The organism is Reticulibacter mediterranei, assembly GCF_016587455.1.
The window spans coordinates 5,499,674-5,514,677 of the sequence record NZ_BNJK01000001.1; the positions used below are offsets into that span (position 1 = coordinate 5,499,674).

General features: G+C 53.3%; 14 protein-coding genes. 7 read left to right on the plus strand and 7 right to left on the minus strand.

Annotated features, from left to right (window positions below; translation table 11 throughout):
* Positions 1–49: 49 nt before the first annotated feature.
* Together K3T83_RS23660 and K3T83_RS23665 are read left to right on the plus strand one after the other, a co-directional pair.
* Positions 50–316, plus strand: coding sequence for a metal-sensitive transcriptional regulator (locus tag K3T83_RS23660; protein ID WP_220205388.1), 267 nt, complete (start codon positions 50–52; stop codon positions 314–316).
* 26 nt (positions 317–342) lie between these two features.
* Positions 343–609: a heavy-metal-associated domain-containing protein gene (locus tag K3T83_RS23665; protein ID WP_220205389.1), complete on the plus strand. Its 267-nt coding sequence runs from the start codon at positions 343–345 to the stop codon at positions 607–609.
* Between the two features lie 77 nt (positions 610–686).
* Here K3T83_RS23665 and K3T83_RS23670 read toward each other — a convergent pair whose 3' ends face one another.
* Positions 687–2,252 carry an N-acyl-D-amino-acid deacylase family protein gene (locus tag K3T83_RS23670; protein WP_220205390.1) on the minus strand — a complete coding sequence of 522 codons (1,566 nt, stop codon included), beginning with the start codon at positions 2,250–2,252 and terminating at the stop codon, positions 687–689.
* 240 nt (positions 2,253–2,492) lie between these two features.
* On the opposite strand from K3T83_RS23670, the gene K3T83_RS23675 reads away from it, so the two are divergent.
* Complete coding sequence (locus K3T83_RS23675) at positions 2,493–4,178, plus strand: Na+/H+ antiporter (protein ID WP_220205391.1); 1,686 nt, start codon at positions 2,493–2,495, stop codon at positions 4,176–4,178.
* A gap of 145 nt (positions 4,179–4,323) precedes the next feature.
* On the opposite strand, the gene K3T83_RS23680 is transcribed toward K3T83_RS23675, so the two are convergent.
* Positions 4,324–5,178 (minus strand): NAD-dependent epimerase/dehydratase family protein, encoded by an 855-nt coding sequence (locus K3T83_RS23680; RefSeq protein ID WP_220205392.1) that lies wholly within the window; start codon positions 5,176–5,178, stop codon positions 4,324–4,326.
* 315 nt (positions 5,179–5,493) lie between these two features.
* Here K3T83_RS23680 and K3T83_RS23685 point away from each other — a divergent pair, with 315 nt between their 5' ends.
* The gene (locus K3T83_RS23685; protein WP_220205393.1) at positions 5,494–6,081 is read left to right on the plus strand and encodes a helix-turn-helix transcriptional regulator; all 588 of its coding nucleotides are present in this window, start codon (positions 5,494–5,496) and stop codon (positions 6,079–6,081) included.
* 13 nt (positions 6,082–6,094) lie between these two features.
* Entirely contained in the window at positions 6,095–6,571 is a 477-nt protein-coding gene (locus K3T83_RS23690; protein WP_220205394.1) for a PNPOx family protein, read from the plus strand.
* Positions 6,572–6,591: 20 nt separating this feature from the next.
* On the opposite strand, the gene K3T83_RS23695 is transcribed toward K3T83_RS23690, so the two are convergent.
* The 5 genes from K3T83_RS23695 to K3T83_RS23715 all read right to left on the minus strand — a co-directional run bounded on the left by K3T83_RS23695 (position 6,592) and on the right by K3T83_RS23715 (position 13,554).
* Positions 6,592–8,016, minus strand: coding sequence for a sensor histidine kinase (locus K3T83_RS23695; RefSeq protein ID WP_220205395.1), 1,425 nt, complete (start codon positions 8,014–8,016; stop codon positions 6,592–6,594).
* 20 nt (positions 8,017–8,036) lie between these two features.
* Positions 8,037–8,711, minus strand: a complete 675-nt coding sequence (locus tag K3T83_RS23700; RefSeq protein ID WP_220205396.1) for a response regulator transcription factor — start codon at positions 8,709–8,711, stop codon at positions 8,037–8,039.
* Positions 8,712–8,754: 43 nt separating this feature from the next.
* Positions 8,755–10,281 carry a glycosyltransferase gene (locus K3T83_RS23705; RefSeq protein ID WP_220205397.1) on the minus strand — a complete coding sequence of 509 codons (1,527 nt, stop codon included), beginning with the start codon at positions 10,279–10,281 and terminating at the stop codon, positions 8,755–8,757.
* A gap of 94 nt (positions 10,282–10,375) precedes the next feature.
* The gene (locus tag K3T83_RS23710; protein ID WP_220205398.1) at positions 10,376–12,661 is read right to left on the minus strand and encodes a glycosyltransferase family 39 protein; all 2,286 of its coding nucleotides are present in this window, start codon (positions 12,659–12,661) and stop codon (positions 10,376–10,378) included.
* 476 nt (positions 12,662–13,137) lie between these two features.
* Positions 13,138–13,554, minus strand: coding sequence for an HNH endonuclease (locus tag K3T83_RS23715; RefSeq protein ID WP_220205399.1), 417 nt, complete (start codon positions 13,552–13,554; stop codon positions 13,138–13,140).
* A gap of 390 nt (positions 13,555–13,944) precedes the next feature.
* On the opposite strand from K3T83_RS23715, the gene K3T83_RS23720 reads away from it, so the two are divergent.
* Together K3T83_RS23720 and K3T83_RS23725 are read left to right on the plus strand one after the other, a co-directional pair.
* The gene (locus tag K3T83_RS23720) at positions 13,945–14,481 is read left to right on the plus strand and encodes an RNA polymerase sigma factor (RefSeq protein WP_220205400.1); all 537 of its coding nucleotides are present in this window, start codon (positions 13,945–13,947) and stop codon (positions 14,479–14,481) included.
* Between the two features lie 16 nt (positions 14,482–14,497).
* Positions 14,498–14,743 (plus strand): hypothetical protein, encoded by a 246-nt coding sequence (locus K3T83_RS23725; RefSeq protein WP_220205401.1) that lies wholly within the window; start codon positions 14,498–14,500, stop codon positions 14,741–14,743.
* The last annotated feature ends 261 nt before the right edge of the window (positions 14,744–15,004 follow it).

A 15,004-nucleotide genomic window follows, 5' to 3' on the forward strand; every position in this document is an offset into this window, starting at 1 on the left:
ATAAATTGCTCGACTACGACAGCCGGGAGCCAGAAAAAGGAACAAGCAGATGCAAGCCAATAAACAAGATGTGCTCAAGCGACTCAATTATATAGAGGGGCACCTGGGCGGAATTCGTAAAATGGTTGAAGAGGACAAGTATTGTGTTGATATCCTGCGCCAGACCTATGCAGTGCGCAAAGCGATTGAGAAGTTGGAGTCGTTGCTGGTTGAGGGGCATCTGCATGGGTGTGTGCCGGAGGGGATTGCATCCGGCAACGGGGAGGCGATCATTGAAGAACTTGTTCAACTTTACAATCTAGCAGGTAATCGCTAATCACGAGATCGAAAAGGAGTTTCAATATGGCAACGACACAAGAAGCAACACTTTCTGTCCCAGATGTCAGTTGTGGACATTGCGTACAGATGATCAATAGTACCTTGAGCGCGTTGGCAGGAGTGGAGGCTGTTTCCACCGATATTGCAACGAAAAGCGTTCAGTTACGCTATGACTCGAATCTGGTCTCGATGGCGCAGATCGAGGCGACTCTTGACGACGTGGGATATACCGTGGCGAAAGAGCCGCGACCGATGCCGCGTAGGACTGGTAAGCCGCTGCGACTGGCCTAGATCAGTATTGCAAAATCTGATAGTGAGGAAGTGGTTGACAAACCTGGTTTGTCGGCCACTTCCTTTGGTTTCTCATGCTAGGCGGGTGTGATGAGCTGGCCTGGAAAGGTCTGCTGAAGCTGTTGTCCAAGCACCAGAGGTTGCCCAGAGACGATAACCGCCGCGATGCCATCGGGATAGACACGTGGTTCGTTGTACGTGGCCTTATCGTGGATCGTGGCGGGATCAAAGAGGACGAGATCGGCGACCTTGTTCTCTGCGATAATCCCACGATCCTTGAGCCGGAAGCGCTGCGCAGGGAGGGCCGAGGTGCGATGAATGGCCTCTTCGAGCGTAAGGACGCCCAGTTCGCGAACATAACGTTCGATGAAGCGAGGGAACGTGCCATAGAGTCGTGGATGAGGTTTGCCGGTGAGGATGGGTAAGCCATCGGAACCGATCATGGCGAAAGAACTTTGCGCCACCAGATCGACATCGCGCTCATCCATTGTGAATGTGATAATCGAGATCTGGCCCTTTTCCTCAATAATCAGGAAGAAGAGAGCTTCTAGCGGTGTTTTACCAAGCTGCTCTGCCGCCTGAAGCATGTTCAGCCCTTCCAGGGACTTGAATTGTTCCTGCTGGACCGCCGAAAGGAAGATGCGCTCCCAATCCGGTTCGTTATGCTGGTAATCCTGGCGTAATCGCTGCTGGATCGCTGGATCGCGCAGGCGCTCTATCATGCGGTTCGTGCCACCCTCAAACATCCACGATGGCAAGAGTTGGGTGATGGTGGTTGAGCCAGCGGTGTAGGGGTACATATCAGCTGTGACATCCAGGCCGCGAACGCGTGCATCAGCGATAAGGTTGAGTGCCTGGTTGATCGTGCCCCAGTTCTTGCGTCCGATCATTTTGAGGTGGCTGAGATGGACGGCGACCTCCGCTTGTTCGGCGATGGTGAGCATCTCGCGGATAGAATCCAGGCAGTTGTCGCCTTCGTTGCGCATGTGGGCGGCGAGGACGCCATTGTAGCGACCGACGACGCGGGCCAGGCGCACCAGCTCTGAAGTTGGCGTGTAGGCACCGGGGATATAGACGAGGCCAAGCGACATACCAGCCGCGCCCTCCTGCATCGCCTCAGCCACCAGATCTTCCTGTGTGGTTATTTCCTGTTCGGTGGCGGGCCGTCGCTCGAAGCCCATCGCGGCAACCCGCAGCGGTCCATGTGCCAGCAGCGCCGAAACATTCAGCCCTTTGGGTGTTGCGCGCAGGGTTTGCAGAAATGCGCCCATCGTGCGCCACGACCAGGGTTGATTGTCTTTGCCGAGGACCGCCGCCGAGTAGTCCTGTACAACTCCGGCGTATTCGGGAACCATCGGGGCGAGTCCGAAGCCGCAGTTGCCAATGACAACCGTTGTGATACCCTGGCAGACTTTGGGAGGAACGGTTGATCTGCGTAGAATAGCCAGGTCGTCGTGAGTGTGAGCATCGACGAAGCCAGGCGCTAACACCTGTCCAGCGGCATCGATGATGTGGGTAGCCTCTTCTGAAAGGGAGGCATTGAGTGCCACGATGCGCTCTCCAACGATCCCAACGTCGGCAGTAAAGGCAGGGCCGCCCGAACCATCGACGACGCGAGCGTGACGAATCAGCAGATCATACATAAGCGTTTTCCATCCTCTCCACGATAGTCTGTTTCAACGTATACCAGCAAAATTATACGCAGGTTGTAGTGGGAAACACAAGCGCGCACTCTCTAGAAGGAGAAGGAGAGTGTTTTACATAGGTAAAAGTATTGCGAGAGCAGCTAGACATAGGGAGAAGAATTGTGGTAAAAAACAACGTGTCCTCGCTTCAATCGTTTGGCAATGACAAGAGAGAAAGGTTCCAGGGAGGCTCTCAGCTTGAACATTATTGAAATAATTCTCAGTTTGCTCTTTGTAATGATTATTCTCGTGGCGCTTGCCCGTAGAATACGAATGCCCTATCCAATTTTGCTGGTTTTGGGGGGATTGGGGATCAGTTTTTTACCGGAATTGCCCAGAATCGAACTGAGTCCTGAACTGGTCTTTGTCCTCTTCTTGCCACCAATTTTACAGCTATCTGCATATAATACTCCTGTGCGTGATTTTCGTGCCAATATACGCTCTATCGGCCTGCTTTCTATCGCGCTGGTATTGACAACGACGGTGACAATAGCGGTGGTAGCTCATTTCTTCATCGGGTTATCCTGGCCTGTAGCCTTTGTGCTAGGAGCCATTGTTGCTCCTCCCGATGCTGCGGCGGCGACCAGCATTGCCGAAAATCTGAGATTGCCCAGAAGGATTATCACGGTGCTGGAGGGTGAGAGCCTGGTTAACGATGCAACTGCGCTGGTGGCCTATCGCATTGCAATTGTTGCCGTTGCAACCGGGGCATTTTCACTGGCGGACGCCGGTTCGCAGTTTTTGTTAGCCAGTGCTGGAGGGGTGGTCATTGGCCTTGGCGTTGGGCTGATTCTTACTCCCGTCTTTCGCCGTTTGACTGATGATGTGCCCGTCTACCTGACCTTAACATTTCTATCGGGATATGGAGCATATTTGCTGGGAGAGTCCCTGCATGCGTCGGGTGTGGTGGCAGTTGTGACACTTGGCATCTTCTACGGTCAGCCTCGCTTCAACACCATGACACCTGATATACGCTTGCAAGCAAGCGCTGTATGGGAGATAGTCGTCTTCCTGATCAATGGCTCTATCTTTATCCTGATCGGCCTGCAATTGCCACGCGTTATGGAGGGAGTATCTGTACCACCTGCGACGCTCTTATGGTATGCAGTATTAATTTGCGTGACACTCATTGTAACAAGGATTGTCTGGGTTATCCCAGGAACGTACCTGCCGCGTATGCTTCCAGGTGTGCGAGAGCGTGATCCTTTCCCGCCTTTTAAAGAAGTCGTTGTCGTGGCATGGACGGGAATGCGAGGCATTGTGACGCTGGCTTCAGCCCTGGCCCTGCCCAACATCAACGGTACGGCTTTCCCGCACCGCGACCTGATTCTCTTCCTCTCGTTTACCGTCATTCTTGTGACCCTGGTGCTGCAAGGGCTGAGCTTGCCGGTTCTGATCCAAGGATTGAAGCTTGTAGATGATGGCAGTGGGGAGCGAGAGGAACATAAGGCGCGCCTCAAAGCTGCAATAGCAGGACGGGCACGATTACAGGAGCTTATCCAGGGTGAGCAGTTGTCTCAGCAGTTGGTTGAGAAATTGGGGCGCTACTATGATACGCGGGTACGCCGCTATGCAGGCCGCTATCATGGGAAGCTGGATGATGAGGCAGAAAAATACTTTATATCGTATGAGCAGACCGAGCAAGATTTGCTGAAAGCAGAGCTTGAAGCAATTATTAAGCTGCGCAATGAGGAAATTATCAACGACGAGATCTTGCGTAAAGTGCAGCGTGATCTTGATCTCCAGTTGCTTCGCTTACAGAACAATTCTCTTGCTCAACCCGCCCCAGTTATCGAGGAGAGCGACGCTTTACTGGCGGCCATCGGTGAAGAAAGTATATTGCCAGTCGAGAGCGAGGGGCAGACGGAAGTCGGTTCCTCGTAAGCGAAAAATGAACCAGATAACCTCCTCCAGGGGAACCCGGATATGGCAGGGGAGGCTTGCCCTCGCCCCTGCCATATCCGGGGAGTACCAACCCATCGTTCCCGACCCTGGTTGTGAAGATGCATTATCGCGGGGCACGAGTTTTCTATTGTGCCTGGGCCACGAAGCCTTCGCGCCATGTTGGATAGAGCGGTTGCCAGTGCAAAAGCTGGCGTGCTCTGGTGTTAAGCGCTCCACGTGCGGCTCGTGGGTGTTCTGTACTGACGGGTGGCTCTGGAGCATGCAGGGTGGCGGCATAGACTGGGAGCCAGGATGTGCCAGGAGCCGGTTCGTCGTCTACGATGTTGTAGATCCCCGCAGGCCAATCGAGGGCGAGCAGGGTCGCGCGTGCTGCATCATCGACATGCAGAAAAGAGGTGATGCCCTGGTTGGCGGGAACCTGCCCTTGCTGTACCTGCTCGGCAACGGAGCCGCCGGGTGCATACCACGTTCCGGGACCATAGAACAGCCCATAGCGCAAGACGATTCCTCTCTCCAATTCAGCAGTTGCCTGTTCTAGTACCTGAACCCCTTCAACCGTGCCGCGACGTGGCTCTGGTGCTTCGGTATCCAGCGGCACCGTTTCGTCGGCGGGACCATTGCCAGGGGCGTAGGCCCAGGCAATGCTTTGCGTGATAAAATGTTGCACGCCAGCCTCGCGTGCCGCATCAACCAGATTGCGCGTCCCGTCCTTGCGTATTCGCGAGTTCGCCGCCAGATCCCAGGCGCTCAGATCAGTCAACTGGTGAATGACGACATCGGGTTGTACCTCGCGCATCGTCGTGGCGACTCCGGTGCGGTCAAACGCATCAACAATCACTGGCGTAGCGCCCATCTGTTGGAGGAGCTGGTTTTTCTCCGGTGAACGAGTCGTGCCAACTACCTCATGACCCGCCGCAACCAGCAAGGGAACAAGCCGTCTACCAATCACTCCCGCCGCTCCTGCAAGCAATATTTTCATCTCAAAACCTCTCTCTTCTCGTCACGAAGCACCGCATCTGTGTCGTTGCTCGATTACGAACATTCCCGAGTTATCTGGTTAAATTTCATAATCGTGCAACGACGACAGGCAAAACCTCATTGATGCTCTCAACTTTAACAGAGGAATGGCCTGATGAAAAGGGCCATTTTTCAATAAAAGAGGGAACCATTCTGAGCAAAAGTTCATCTCTACTTGCCTGGGGATAGTATGTCTCCCTTGACAGAGAACCCTCTTTAAGTTATGCTTACCTCGTTGGTTCTATTAGAACGTTCTACTAGAAATGAGAATGATGTCTTGTATGAATTGCTTGTGTTGGCTTTGTTGATGCGATGGCCGTTACATGCCTACTTCATTGCAGATATTACCAACAGTATCATAGGGCCGTGGGAGAAGATCAGCCGGGGATCGCTCTCGGGGCTGTTGGCAAAGTTAGAGAGTCGCGGGATGATCGAGCCTGGAGATCCGGCGCAGGTGCCATTCCCGCCCACGCGGTCGGCGCGAGTCTTCGCCATTACTGCTGCGGGCAGGAAGCGCTTTTTCCAACTTATGATGGATACCACATCCAATCCTGGGAACTATCAGCGCATTTTCCGCCTGAAAGCCCTGCACCTGGAGTTTCTGCCACTCAAGGATCAGCTCTTTCTGGTGGATCACTATCTCTATTACTGCCAGACAGCCGCGCACTATATGCGTGAGGAAGCGGAGGATATGAGGGGAAGTGACATGAAGCACGAGACTTCAAGCGAGTGGTTGACGATGACAGCACTCACTTTGATGGCGACAGCGCAAGAGCAGTGGGAGCTAGAGCGAGAGTGGGCGCAACAACTGAGGGAACGCATCATCGCGGCTCAGATCTCTGGCGAAACAACAACACTTTCCTGAAAGGAGTCACTCTATGTCCACTCAACCTACCTTACCTCAATGGCTCAAAGTGGTGAATCGTTTGATTATTGCCCTCAACTATCTTGGCATTGGCTTTGGAACCTGGTATATCCTTTCCATACCAGGCCGTAAAACCGGGAAAATGCGTAGCACGCCGGTCTCAGTATTACATGTGAACGGTCAGCGGTATGTAGTTACTGGCTTTGAGACGCAGTGGGTGAAAAATGCCCGCAAAGTTGGTTGGGGGACGTTGCGACGTGGCTGGAAGCAAGAGAAGGTGGCTGTGGTCGAGTTGCCTGTCGAAGAGCGAGGGCCTATCTTGAGTGAATTCCCTCGCCAGGTTCCCGGTGGCGTTGAATACTTTGAAAAGCTGCTCAACCTGCCTGGTGATCCAGAAGCCTTCGCAGCAGCGGCACCACGCTGCCCCGTCTTCCGTTTTGATCCGCTACCGCAAAACGCACGTGATGGGCAGCAAGTTGCTCACCTATAAGCAAGCAGGGAAAAAGAGCCTTAGCCTCCTTCCGCAACTCGTGGACGCAAGGGTGCGTTCATCGCAGGCAGCGTGATCTTGACGGCTGTTCCCTGTTCGGGCTGGCTGACGAACTGCAATGAGCCGCCGTGCGCGCGTATGATGCCGCGTGCAATCGATAGCCCCAGGCCGGTTCCTCCAACTGCTCGTGAGCGAGCTTTGTCCACACGGTAAAAGCGCTCGCCAAGACGTGGGAGATGTTCAGGGGCAATGCCGATGCCGGTATCCTGCACCTCTAAGCGAACGGTATCGTTTTCCTGCGAGGTGCATAGAACGACCTGTCCGTTGGGGCGGTTATATTTGATCGCATTTTCTAAGAGAACAAGAATCGTCTGCTCAAGCAGAATTGGATCGCCGATCACATACAACGGCTTTGGACCTTCTGCCCGCAAGTGGATGTCGCGCTGGTCGGCAAGCGCTTTGCCTTGACGTACTGCCGATTCCGCAAGGGCTGTGAGATCGAGGATGTCATGTTCGTGATGGAGCTTGATGTCGCCCATGTCCAGCCGAGCCAGCGTGAGCATATTGTTGGCAAGCGCTGCCATATGCGTTGCTTCGGTTTGAATATCTTCCAGTAGCGTCACATCTTCGGGCGGCAAATAGTTGCGCTCTTCCAGCAAGATTTCGGCGTTCGCACAGAGGAAGGTCAGGGGCGTGCGCAACTCGTGCGACGCGTTCGCAATAAAGCTTTGTTGACGAGTGAAGGCCAGGCGTGCGGGCTGCATGGCGCGATGAGAAAGAAACAGGCCACCAGCGACAGCTCCTAAGAGAACCAGGCCGCCGGTGCTGATCAGGACGATGAGCAAAATGTTCAGAGCCGACTCTTGCGGCGCAATCGATTCGCCAATCAGGATGACGCCTTCAACCGTTCTGGTTTCTGGATTCGTTATCACGTGAGCGTAACGGTAGATATGTCCGTAGGTGTCGCCAGTATCGACGATATCCGTCTGGTTGTCTCGTTGGAGAGCGGATTTGACCAGTGAGTTGTCAAGAAATTCCCCTGGTATCAATGCCTGGAAGCTCTGTTCATTGGCCGTCTCGGTTGGCAATTGCTGGCCGCTCTGATCGAAGCAGGCAACCAGGACACGAGGCGGCATTGGTCTGATAGCGGGGCCGGGACGAGGGTTCGGTGGTTGCTGTCGATTGCAAAAGCTCCCAGATTCGCGTCTGGGGCCAGCGATGATCTGTGCCTGGGTTGCCAGTTCGCCGCGAACCGAGGAGAAGAGAAGATACTGCACGCTGAAGTAGATGACGAGACAAAAGATGAGCAGCGCACCGCCCAGCACGGCGCTATACCAGAACGTCAGGTGTAGATGCAGCCTTTTAAAGAGGGACGTTTCAGACTCCGAAGAGTAGGACGTTTCACGACGGAATAGCCGCTCCAGGAAGCGTGGTAGATGCAGCATCTTGTATCTCCTTCGACATGTTATTCAGCAATTTTGTAGCCCAGGCCGCGCACCGTTTTAATCAGCGAGTGGGAGAAGCCCTTATCAACTTTATCGCGCAAGAAATGGATGTAGATATCAACGACGTTTGAGAGTGCCTCGGTATCGTAGCCCCAGACGGAGGAGATAATCTGGTCGCGGGAGAGTACCTGGTTGGGATGGCGCATCAGGTATTCCAGGAGCGAATACTCTTTCGCCGTCAGTTCGATCAGGCGACCAGCCCGGTGTGCTTCATGTGAGACAAGATCCAGAGTGAGGTCGCTCACCGAGAGATGTGCGTTCATCTCAAAGCGGCGGTCGCGCCTGCGCAACAGCGCGTTCACTCGTGCCACCAGTTCCTTGACGACAAAAGGCTTAACAAGATAATCATCCGCGCCCACGTTCAAACCTGTGACGCGATCTTCAACGGCCCCCCGAGCAGTCAGCATTAACACGGGCGTCGTCACCTGTTCGGCGCGCATCTGGCGGCAGATCTCCATGCCATCGATGCCCGGCAGCATTACGTCAAGGATAATGGCGTCATAATTGTTGCTCAGAGCCAGATCGCGACCGGAGATGCCATCGTGAGCGAGGTCAACTGTGTGGCGCTCTCCGGTCAGAATGCGGCGTAGCAAACGGGCCAGCCGTTCCTCATCTTCTACAACAAGAATATGCATACAGCGCTATTTCACCTTGTGCTATCACAATGATTTTTCTCTTTCAGTCTAGCACTTCTCGCACAATATACAAGGGGCGAGAGCGCACTTCGTCGTAGATGCGGCCCAGGTATTCGCCGATGATGCCCAGGAAGATGAGTTGAATGCCACCCAGGAAGAGGACGAGGATCAGCGTCGTTGCCTGACCAGCGATGGCCCCGGTGACGAGGCGGAGAATGATAGCGACCACAATTCCTAGCAGGCTCAGGCCGGCCAGTACAAAACCAAAGCTGGTTGCCAGTTGTAAGGGTAAATGGCTGAAACTGGTGATGGCATCCATAGAGAAACGAATCATCTTACGCAATGGATACTTGGTTGTACCTGCGAAGCGTTCGTGCCGTTCGTAGGAAACGGCCTCCTGTCGAAAGCCAACCCAGGCCGAGAGGCCACGCATAAAGCGGTGCTGCTCGCGCATCGCGACGAGCGAGTTGACCACGCAGCGATCCAGCAAACGAAAATCGCCGGTATCGCGCGGGATGTTCACCGATGTAATCCGGTTGATCAGGCGATAGAAGGCCGCCGCCGTCATCAGCTTGAAGCGCGTCTCCCCGGCGCGTTTTGCCCGTTGCGCATAGATCACCTCACCGCCATCCTTCCAGCGCGCGATCAGTTCGGGGATGACCTCTGGTGGATCTTGCAGGTCCGAATCCATAATGATTACCGCGTCGCCATGCGCGAAATCCAGTCCGGCGGAGATGGCGATCTGGTGTCCGAAGTTGCGCGAGAAGTCGATGACATGGACGCGTGTATCCTGCTCATGGAGTTGTTGTAGCACCTCATATGAGCCATCTGTGCTGCCATCGTTGACAAGAACCAGTTCAAAGGCTTCTCCAACCTCTTCCATGACCCGAATTACTCGCTCATAAAAATGAGGGAGGGTCTCTTTTTCGTTAAACACAGGGGCGACGATCGAGTAGATTGGAGCGCGTGAGGGGTGAGACCTGAAGGCGCTGTGCGGTCTGTGGGACGCGAGAGCCTCCCCCCTGATGCTCTGTGTTTGAAAAGCAGTAGTATTCTTTGAGTTCATCATCTGATTTGCTCCCGAAGATGCAATCCTTTTCCGAAACACAAAACGGTTGAAGAGAAAGAAGTTGGCGATGGCCGCGCCAGCGATACCAAACGCCGAGGCCAGCAGCGTTGGTAGAATAGTTCTGGCGATGACAAAGATCAGCATATTGAGCAGGCCGGTGCCGATGATGGAACCGTGAAATGTTAGCCAGCGTGCCAGTAGCGTTTTTATGCTATCTATCTCGCTCTGTCGATCATACCAGGTGAAGAACGTGCTGAGCAGAAAGTTCACCTGTGCGGATAGGATATACGCGATTGTATTTGCCAGTACGATTTGCCATCCCAGACAATTGAACAGGCTCAACAGGAGCAACTGAAGCACTCCTGCCATCCCACCGATGCAGACGAAGCGTAACGGTCGTGCAGCATCCGAGAGCAGCAATGCCAGCACTGATTGTATGGTTGTGCTGACCAGCCCTGTCAGACGAAAGATAGCAAAATAAGCCTTTTTCCTTATTTTCAAACTCATACTCCTTGTCCCACATTGTCTCTAGCAAAGGAAGAGCGCAGCATTTGTTCGCAATTTGCACACATAACTGCACTCCTCCTCATTGTCGCTATGCCTGTTTGGAACAATCGTAGAGTTGTTGAGAACCGCCACCGAAGCCACCTCCGAATGGTTGACCTCCCTGATTCTGTGCTTGTGTTGTCTGCCATTGATCAGTAGGAACTGTTGAGCAGTGAGTTGTCACCCACTCGGTCACGCTGGATTGCTGTCCACCGGGGCCGCCCAGTCCACCACCAAACTGCTGTTGTTGTTGCTGTTGCTGGTTCGTATTGTTCCCGCTTTGTGCGGATTGTTGATTAGACGACTGTTGATTCGAGCGACCACCAGACAGGAGGAAGAAGCGAACGGTGCCATTAGAGACCAGCGTTGTCACTTTCTGCGCGTCCAGAATAGGGTCACTGCCGGTGAAGCCGCCGAGGGCCATAACAGGTTTGCCAGTGTTGAGAATAAGGGAATCGGCCGTTTGAGAACTGGGTACTGCCACGAGGAAGCGGGTGTTGCCCTGATTTGCCAGCAAGTACTCTTGCAACTTGTTGTTGCTGGATGAGGAAGGGCCACCACCGAAGTTAGGTGCTCCGTTTGCGGGCGGCATGCCCTGCTGCCGTTCGCCTTGCTGTGTGTTGCCCTGCCGATTTTCTGTGCCATATCTGCCAATGGCCCGCCCAAAAGCGCGCTGTCCACCACCACCAAACATGCCGCCCGATGGTCCGGCACTGGGTAGATCCTGGCCGCCGCCCATGATCGTAATTGCGGCCCAGGTCGTTGGAGCAATCAATACAGCGAGCAAGCCAATGGTTGTGGCAGTGCGCGTGAGCGAGGGAACGCGTATCCCCTCAAAGAGATGGGCGGTGCCGAGGATCACGGCCACCAGCGCACTGAGAGTCAGAACGATAGGTGTGAGGATATTGCTCTGCGTTGGGTAACCCAGCAGCAGATAGACCTGAACGGCAGCCGTGGCAAGCAGCGCGAGAGGGAGCAGCCAGCCACGCCAGCCTGTGTGTTGATACTCTTTCCAGAGCGTAACCAGCCCGATGCCCACCAGCGCAGCAATCGGCGGCCCCATTGTGATCAAGTAGTAGGGATGGAAGAACCCGGCAACGCTGAAGAATCCGTAGGTGGTCAGCAGCCAGAGACCCCACAATACAAGTGCCTGCTGCTGTTTGCTCAAAGGCAGGCGCACGCGCTCTTGCCAGCATGCAACGACGAGACCGATAAATGCCAGCAATAGCATCCAGGCAATTTGTCCCGATAACTCTCCTTGCGTAAACAGGCGCAACAGACCAGCCTGTCCTGTGCCAAACATACCGCCGCCACCAGGACCACCAGGACCGCCATTATTGGGTGGCTGACCCACCTGTGGAGGAGTGCCACCATTTGGCTGAGTCGGTGTGCTTTGCGCTGTTGCCTGGGAAGTAGCTTGCTGACGTGCGGCGTTCTGCTCGTTGCGTGCGGTTCTGTTGCCACCGCCACCACCAGGTCCAAAGCGCATCCCAAGCAAGCGCTGTACACCATTATAGCCAATCGCGAGGCTCAGTTCTGAGTTATCCTGGGTTGAGCCAACATAGGGACGTTGAGAGGCGGGAGTAAGATCAACTGCAACAATCCAGGAGAACGACACGACCAGCATGAGCACGAGCGCCAGGGCCAGATGCAGGATGCGCTTCACCCAGCCATGCGAGGAACCGAGCAGATAGACAAGCCCGAAAGCTGGCACGACCAGGTAGGCTTCCATCATTTTAATGTTAAAGCCCAACCCAATGCCTAACGCGCAGAGGAGCAGCCAGCGTAGGCGTCTCGTTTCCATTGCCCGTATGAGCGCCCATGCACTCAACAGCAGGGTGAACACCAGCAGGCTATCAATAGTATTGTTGCGCTGCGTCGCGACGCTCACGGGCGTTACCGCCAGAACCAGGGCCGCGATCATTCCCGCGATGGGACCAAAGGAGCGGCGTACCAGGATATAGAGGACGGCGACCGCAAGCACTCCGGCCAGCGCTTCGGGGAACAGGATGCTCCATCCGCTGAAGCCAAACAGCTTCGCGCTGGCTACCTGTATCCAGAAACCCAGCGGTGGTTTGTCAATCGTCACGAAACCGCCTGGATCAAAAGAGACGAAGAAGAAGTTATGCCAGCTCATGGTCATGCTTTTCACACCAGCGGCATAGTAGCTATTGTTATAACCTGTCTGATTCAGACGATAGTAATTGAGAAAAGCGGATAGCACCAGGATTGCGCCCAATGCCCAGCGATGCCAGGGGCGCGTAGCTGATGAAGAGAGAGAAGACGATGGGGATGTTGGAGATGGATTTTGTATAGTCAATTCGGGTATTTTCACCGCGATTGCCTCCACATATCAAAATGACTCATATAGTATATTCTTGCCTCTCTGTGAGCTAAGAAAGAAGCACGCTCTGTATTGGTGCTAGCATAGCAGTCCATTATTGAAGTTTCATGAAGAAAGCATGCAAGAAACTGTAAAAAAAGTGTAGGAAATCTTTAAAGTCGAGCTGAGGAACCTGGGCGAAGCGAAAAATAGACATGGAGAGATAGGATGGAATAACTTAAAACAATATGGTAAGTATCCGAAAACCTCTCTCAACGTTCATTCTGGCCCTTATGCTGACGATCACCTCGTATGACGAACTAAAAATTTGCTCAAAATATGGTGGTAAAATCTAAATAATGTGCAAAGTATACATATGGGGATGAGAGGAAGAACGCGAGATTGCATCGTTAAAAGGGAAGGTTATACCGATTCCGAAGGCTTTTATGAAAACGTATAGATATCCTGTTATCGAGACATGCAGCGTGCTAGAGAAGCAGTGAACCGGCTTTCATGCGATCAAGATAGTCTTTAACATGCGTGTTTTTATGGACTTTGGATCTGGCACAACTATAGCAGGCAGGCACACAGTTATCGGAACTGGTGCCACCCTGTGAACGAGGCGTAAAGTGGTGTAAGACCTGGAATGGCTTCTCCTGGCAGTAGGCGCAACGCCAGCGAAAATGGACCACCGTAGCAAGCCACTCGGCGAGGGTGAGTGTTGCTCTGGCCTGGAGGTAGCGAGCGCGCACGACCTGTTCCTGTACCCGCTCGTGTTCTCGAATAATAATCAGGTAATTTTCTTCTGTTCCTGCCAGCTCTCGAATCTCTTTCACAACCTTTCTTTCCTGCTGAGCAATTCGTTGAGCCAAACGAAGGAGAAATTGTTCATTCTCTGATGTCATGAAAAATCCTTCTTCATCAAAAACGCCAAAAATTACAATCCTTCAAAGTGATGATCGCTATTCTGAAATACATATTACCTGAGATATAGTGCTCTCACAAGCGCGGGAAACAGGCCTATGGACGAAATGAACATAGTTAGGCGCGGCCACTCATAGACGAGAAAAACAGGAGCTAGCGTCTCCATTGACGGCGGCTCCTGTTACGTTGGTGGGTGACACGCGAAAATGTAATAACTTCCTGTCATTACATTACAGTATAATCGTGTCCCCAAGCCAAAAGTCCCGCGCTGGCCATAGTATATATGTATTTTTCTCTGGCACGTAGCATTTTTCGTTCTGGTGCGATAAGTAAAGTGAGACCTGAATTTTTGTAGGTAATAGAGGAACAGGATGCCACAACTAGAACAACAGGCTGTTGAAGTCGGGCCGTCACTTGCGGCCCTGTATCAGCACCATGCCCCGGCGATACTGGCTTATGTACGACGACATGTACCCAGTGCAGAGGATGCAGAGGATGTATTGCTCGATGTTTTCCTGGCAGCTTTGGAACATCACACATCATTTTTGCAACTGGACGAGCGCCAACAACTGGCCTGGCTGCGTCGTACCGCTCATAATAAGTTTGTGGATTATCATCGGCGAGTGCGGCGTCGTCCGGTTGTTTCCCTGGAATTTGCAGTTGAGGCGCTGTATGACGATGATGAGCGCGCCCCCGAAGAGATTGTGCTGCGTCAGGAGGAGCATGCTCTACTTCATGAACGTCTGGCGCACCTGCCCCAGCAGCAGCAAGAGGTGTTGCGGTTGCGTTTTGCAGCCGATATGCGTTGTATAGATATCGCTCGTCATCTTGATCGCCGTGAGGGAACGGTACGTGCCTGGCTTTCACGTTCGCTGAACTGTTTACGTATCACCTATGGCAAGCAATAACTGAGAGGCATAAGGTATGGTGGAGTCACACGAGCACTTCTCCCCCGATAATGTGGATGAGCAAATCGAAGCATGCAGGCAGAGTCCAGCGCTTGCTTCTGCTGACACCCGGCTGATTCACGACCTGTACCATCTTTATCAGGAAGATGCGCGCATTATCTCTAATGTCTGGGTGCGCCTGTCTAATCGTATATCGCAGGGCCGCATAGGGCGTTCCACCTCATTCTTGCCCATCCATCCAGAATCCTCAGGGTGGCGTTGACCTCTTCCCATGAATCGTCTAATTTTCCCGGCGATGCGTTTGCTTGCCTTCTTGCATGTTGAAGTGAGCATAATATATGAGCCATAAGCGGACTCAGGTGCTTTGAGACGAACTCGGCAATTGAAGCGTGTTACAAACAGGTACAAGCAACATTGACACAATGTTGCTCCTCGGCCCGTGTATTGAAAAGGAATTCGGAACGCCATCGCCACAACAAGCGGGATCTCCTGCCAGGAAAGATTTTTGGTTGGGAGAGATTCT

Excerpts from the sequence above, each read along its gene's own strand:
- K3T83_RS23660 (WP_220205388.1), top strand. The coding sequence starts at position 50 with ATGCAAGCCAATAAACAAGATGTGCTCAAGCGACTCAATTATATAGAG.
- K3T83_RS23665 (WP_220205389.1), top strand. The coding sequence starts at position 343 with ATGGCAACGACACAAGAAGCAACACTTTCTGTCCCAGATGTCAGTTGT.
- K3T83_RS23670 (WP_220205390.1), bottom strand. The coding sequence starts at position 2,252 with ATGTATGATCTGCTGATTCGTCACGCTCGCGTCGTCGATGGTTCGGGC.
- K3T83_RS23680 (WP_220205392.1), bottom strand. The coding sequence starts at position 5,178 with ATGAAAATATTGCTTGCAGGAGCGGCGGGAGTGATTGGTAGACGGCTT.
- K3T83_RS23690 (WP_220205394.1), top strand. The coding sequence starts at position 6,095 with ATGTCCACTCAACCTACCTTACCTCAATGGCTCAAAGTGGTGAATCGT.
- K3T83_RS23695 (WP_220205395.1), bottom strand. The coding sequence starts at position 8,016 with ATGCTGCATCTACCACGCTTCCTGGAGCGGCTATTCCGTCGTGAAACG.
- K3T83_RS23700 (WP_220205396.1), bottom strand. The coding sequence starts at position 8,711 with ATGCATATTCTTGTTGTAGAAGATGAGGAACGGCTGGCCCGTTTGCTA.
- K3T83_RS23715 (WP_220205399.1), bottom strand. The coding sequence starts at position 13,554 with ATGACATCAGAGAATGAACAATTTCTCCTTCGTTTGGCTCAACGAATT.
- K3T83_RS23720 (WP_220205400.1), top strand. The coding sequence starts at position 13,945 with ATGCCACAACTAGAACAACAGGCTGTTGAAGTCGGGCCGTCACTTGCG.
- K3T83_RS23725 (WP_220205401.1), top strand. The coding sequence starts at position 14,498 with ATGGTGGAGTCACACGAGCACTTCTCCCCCGATAATGTGGATGAGCAA.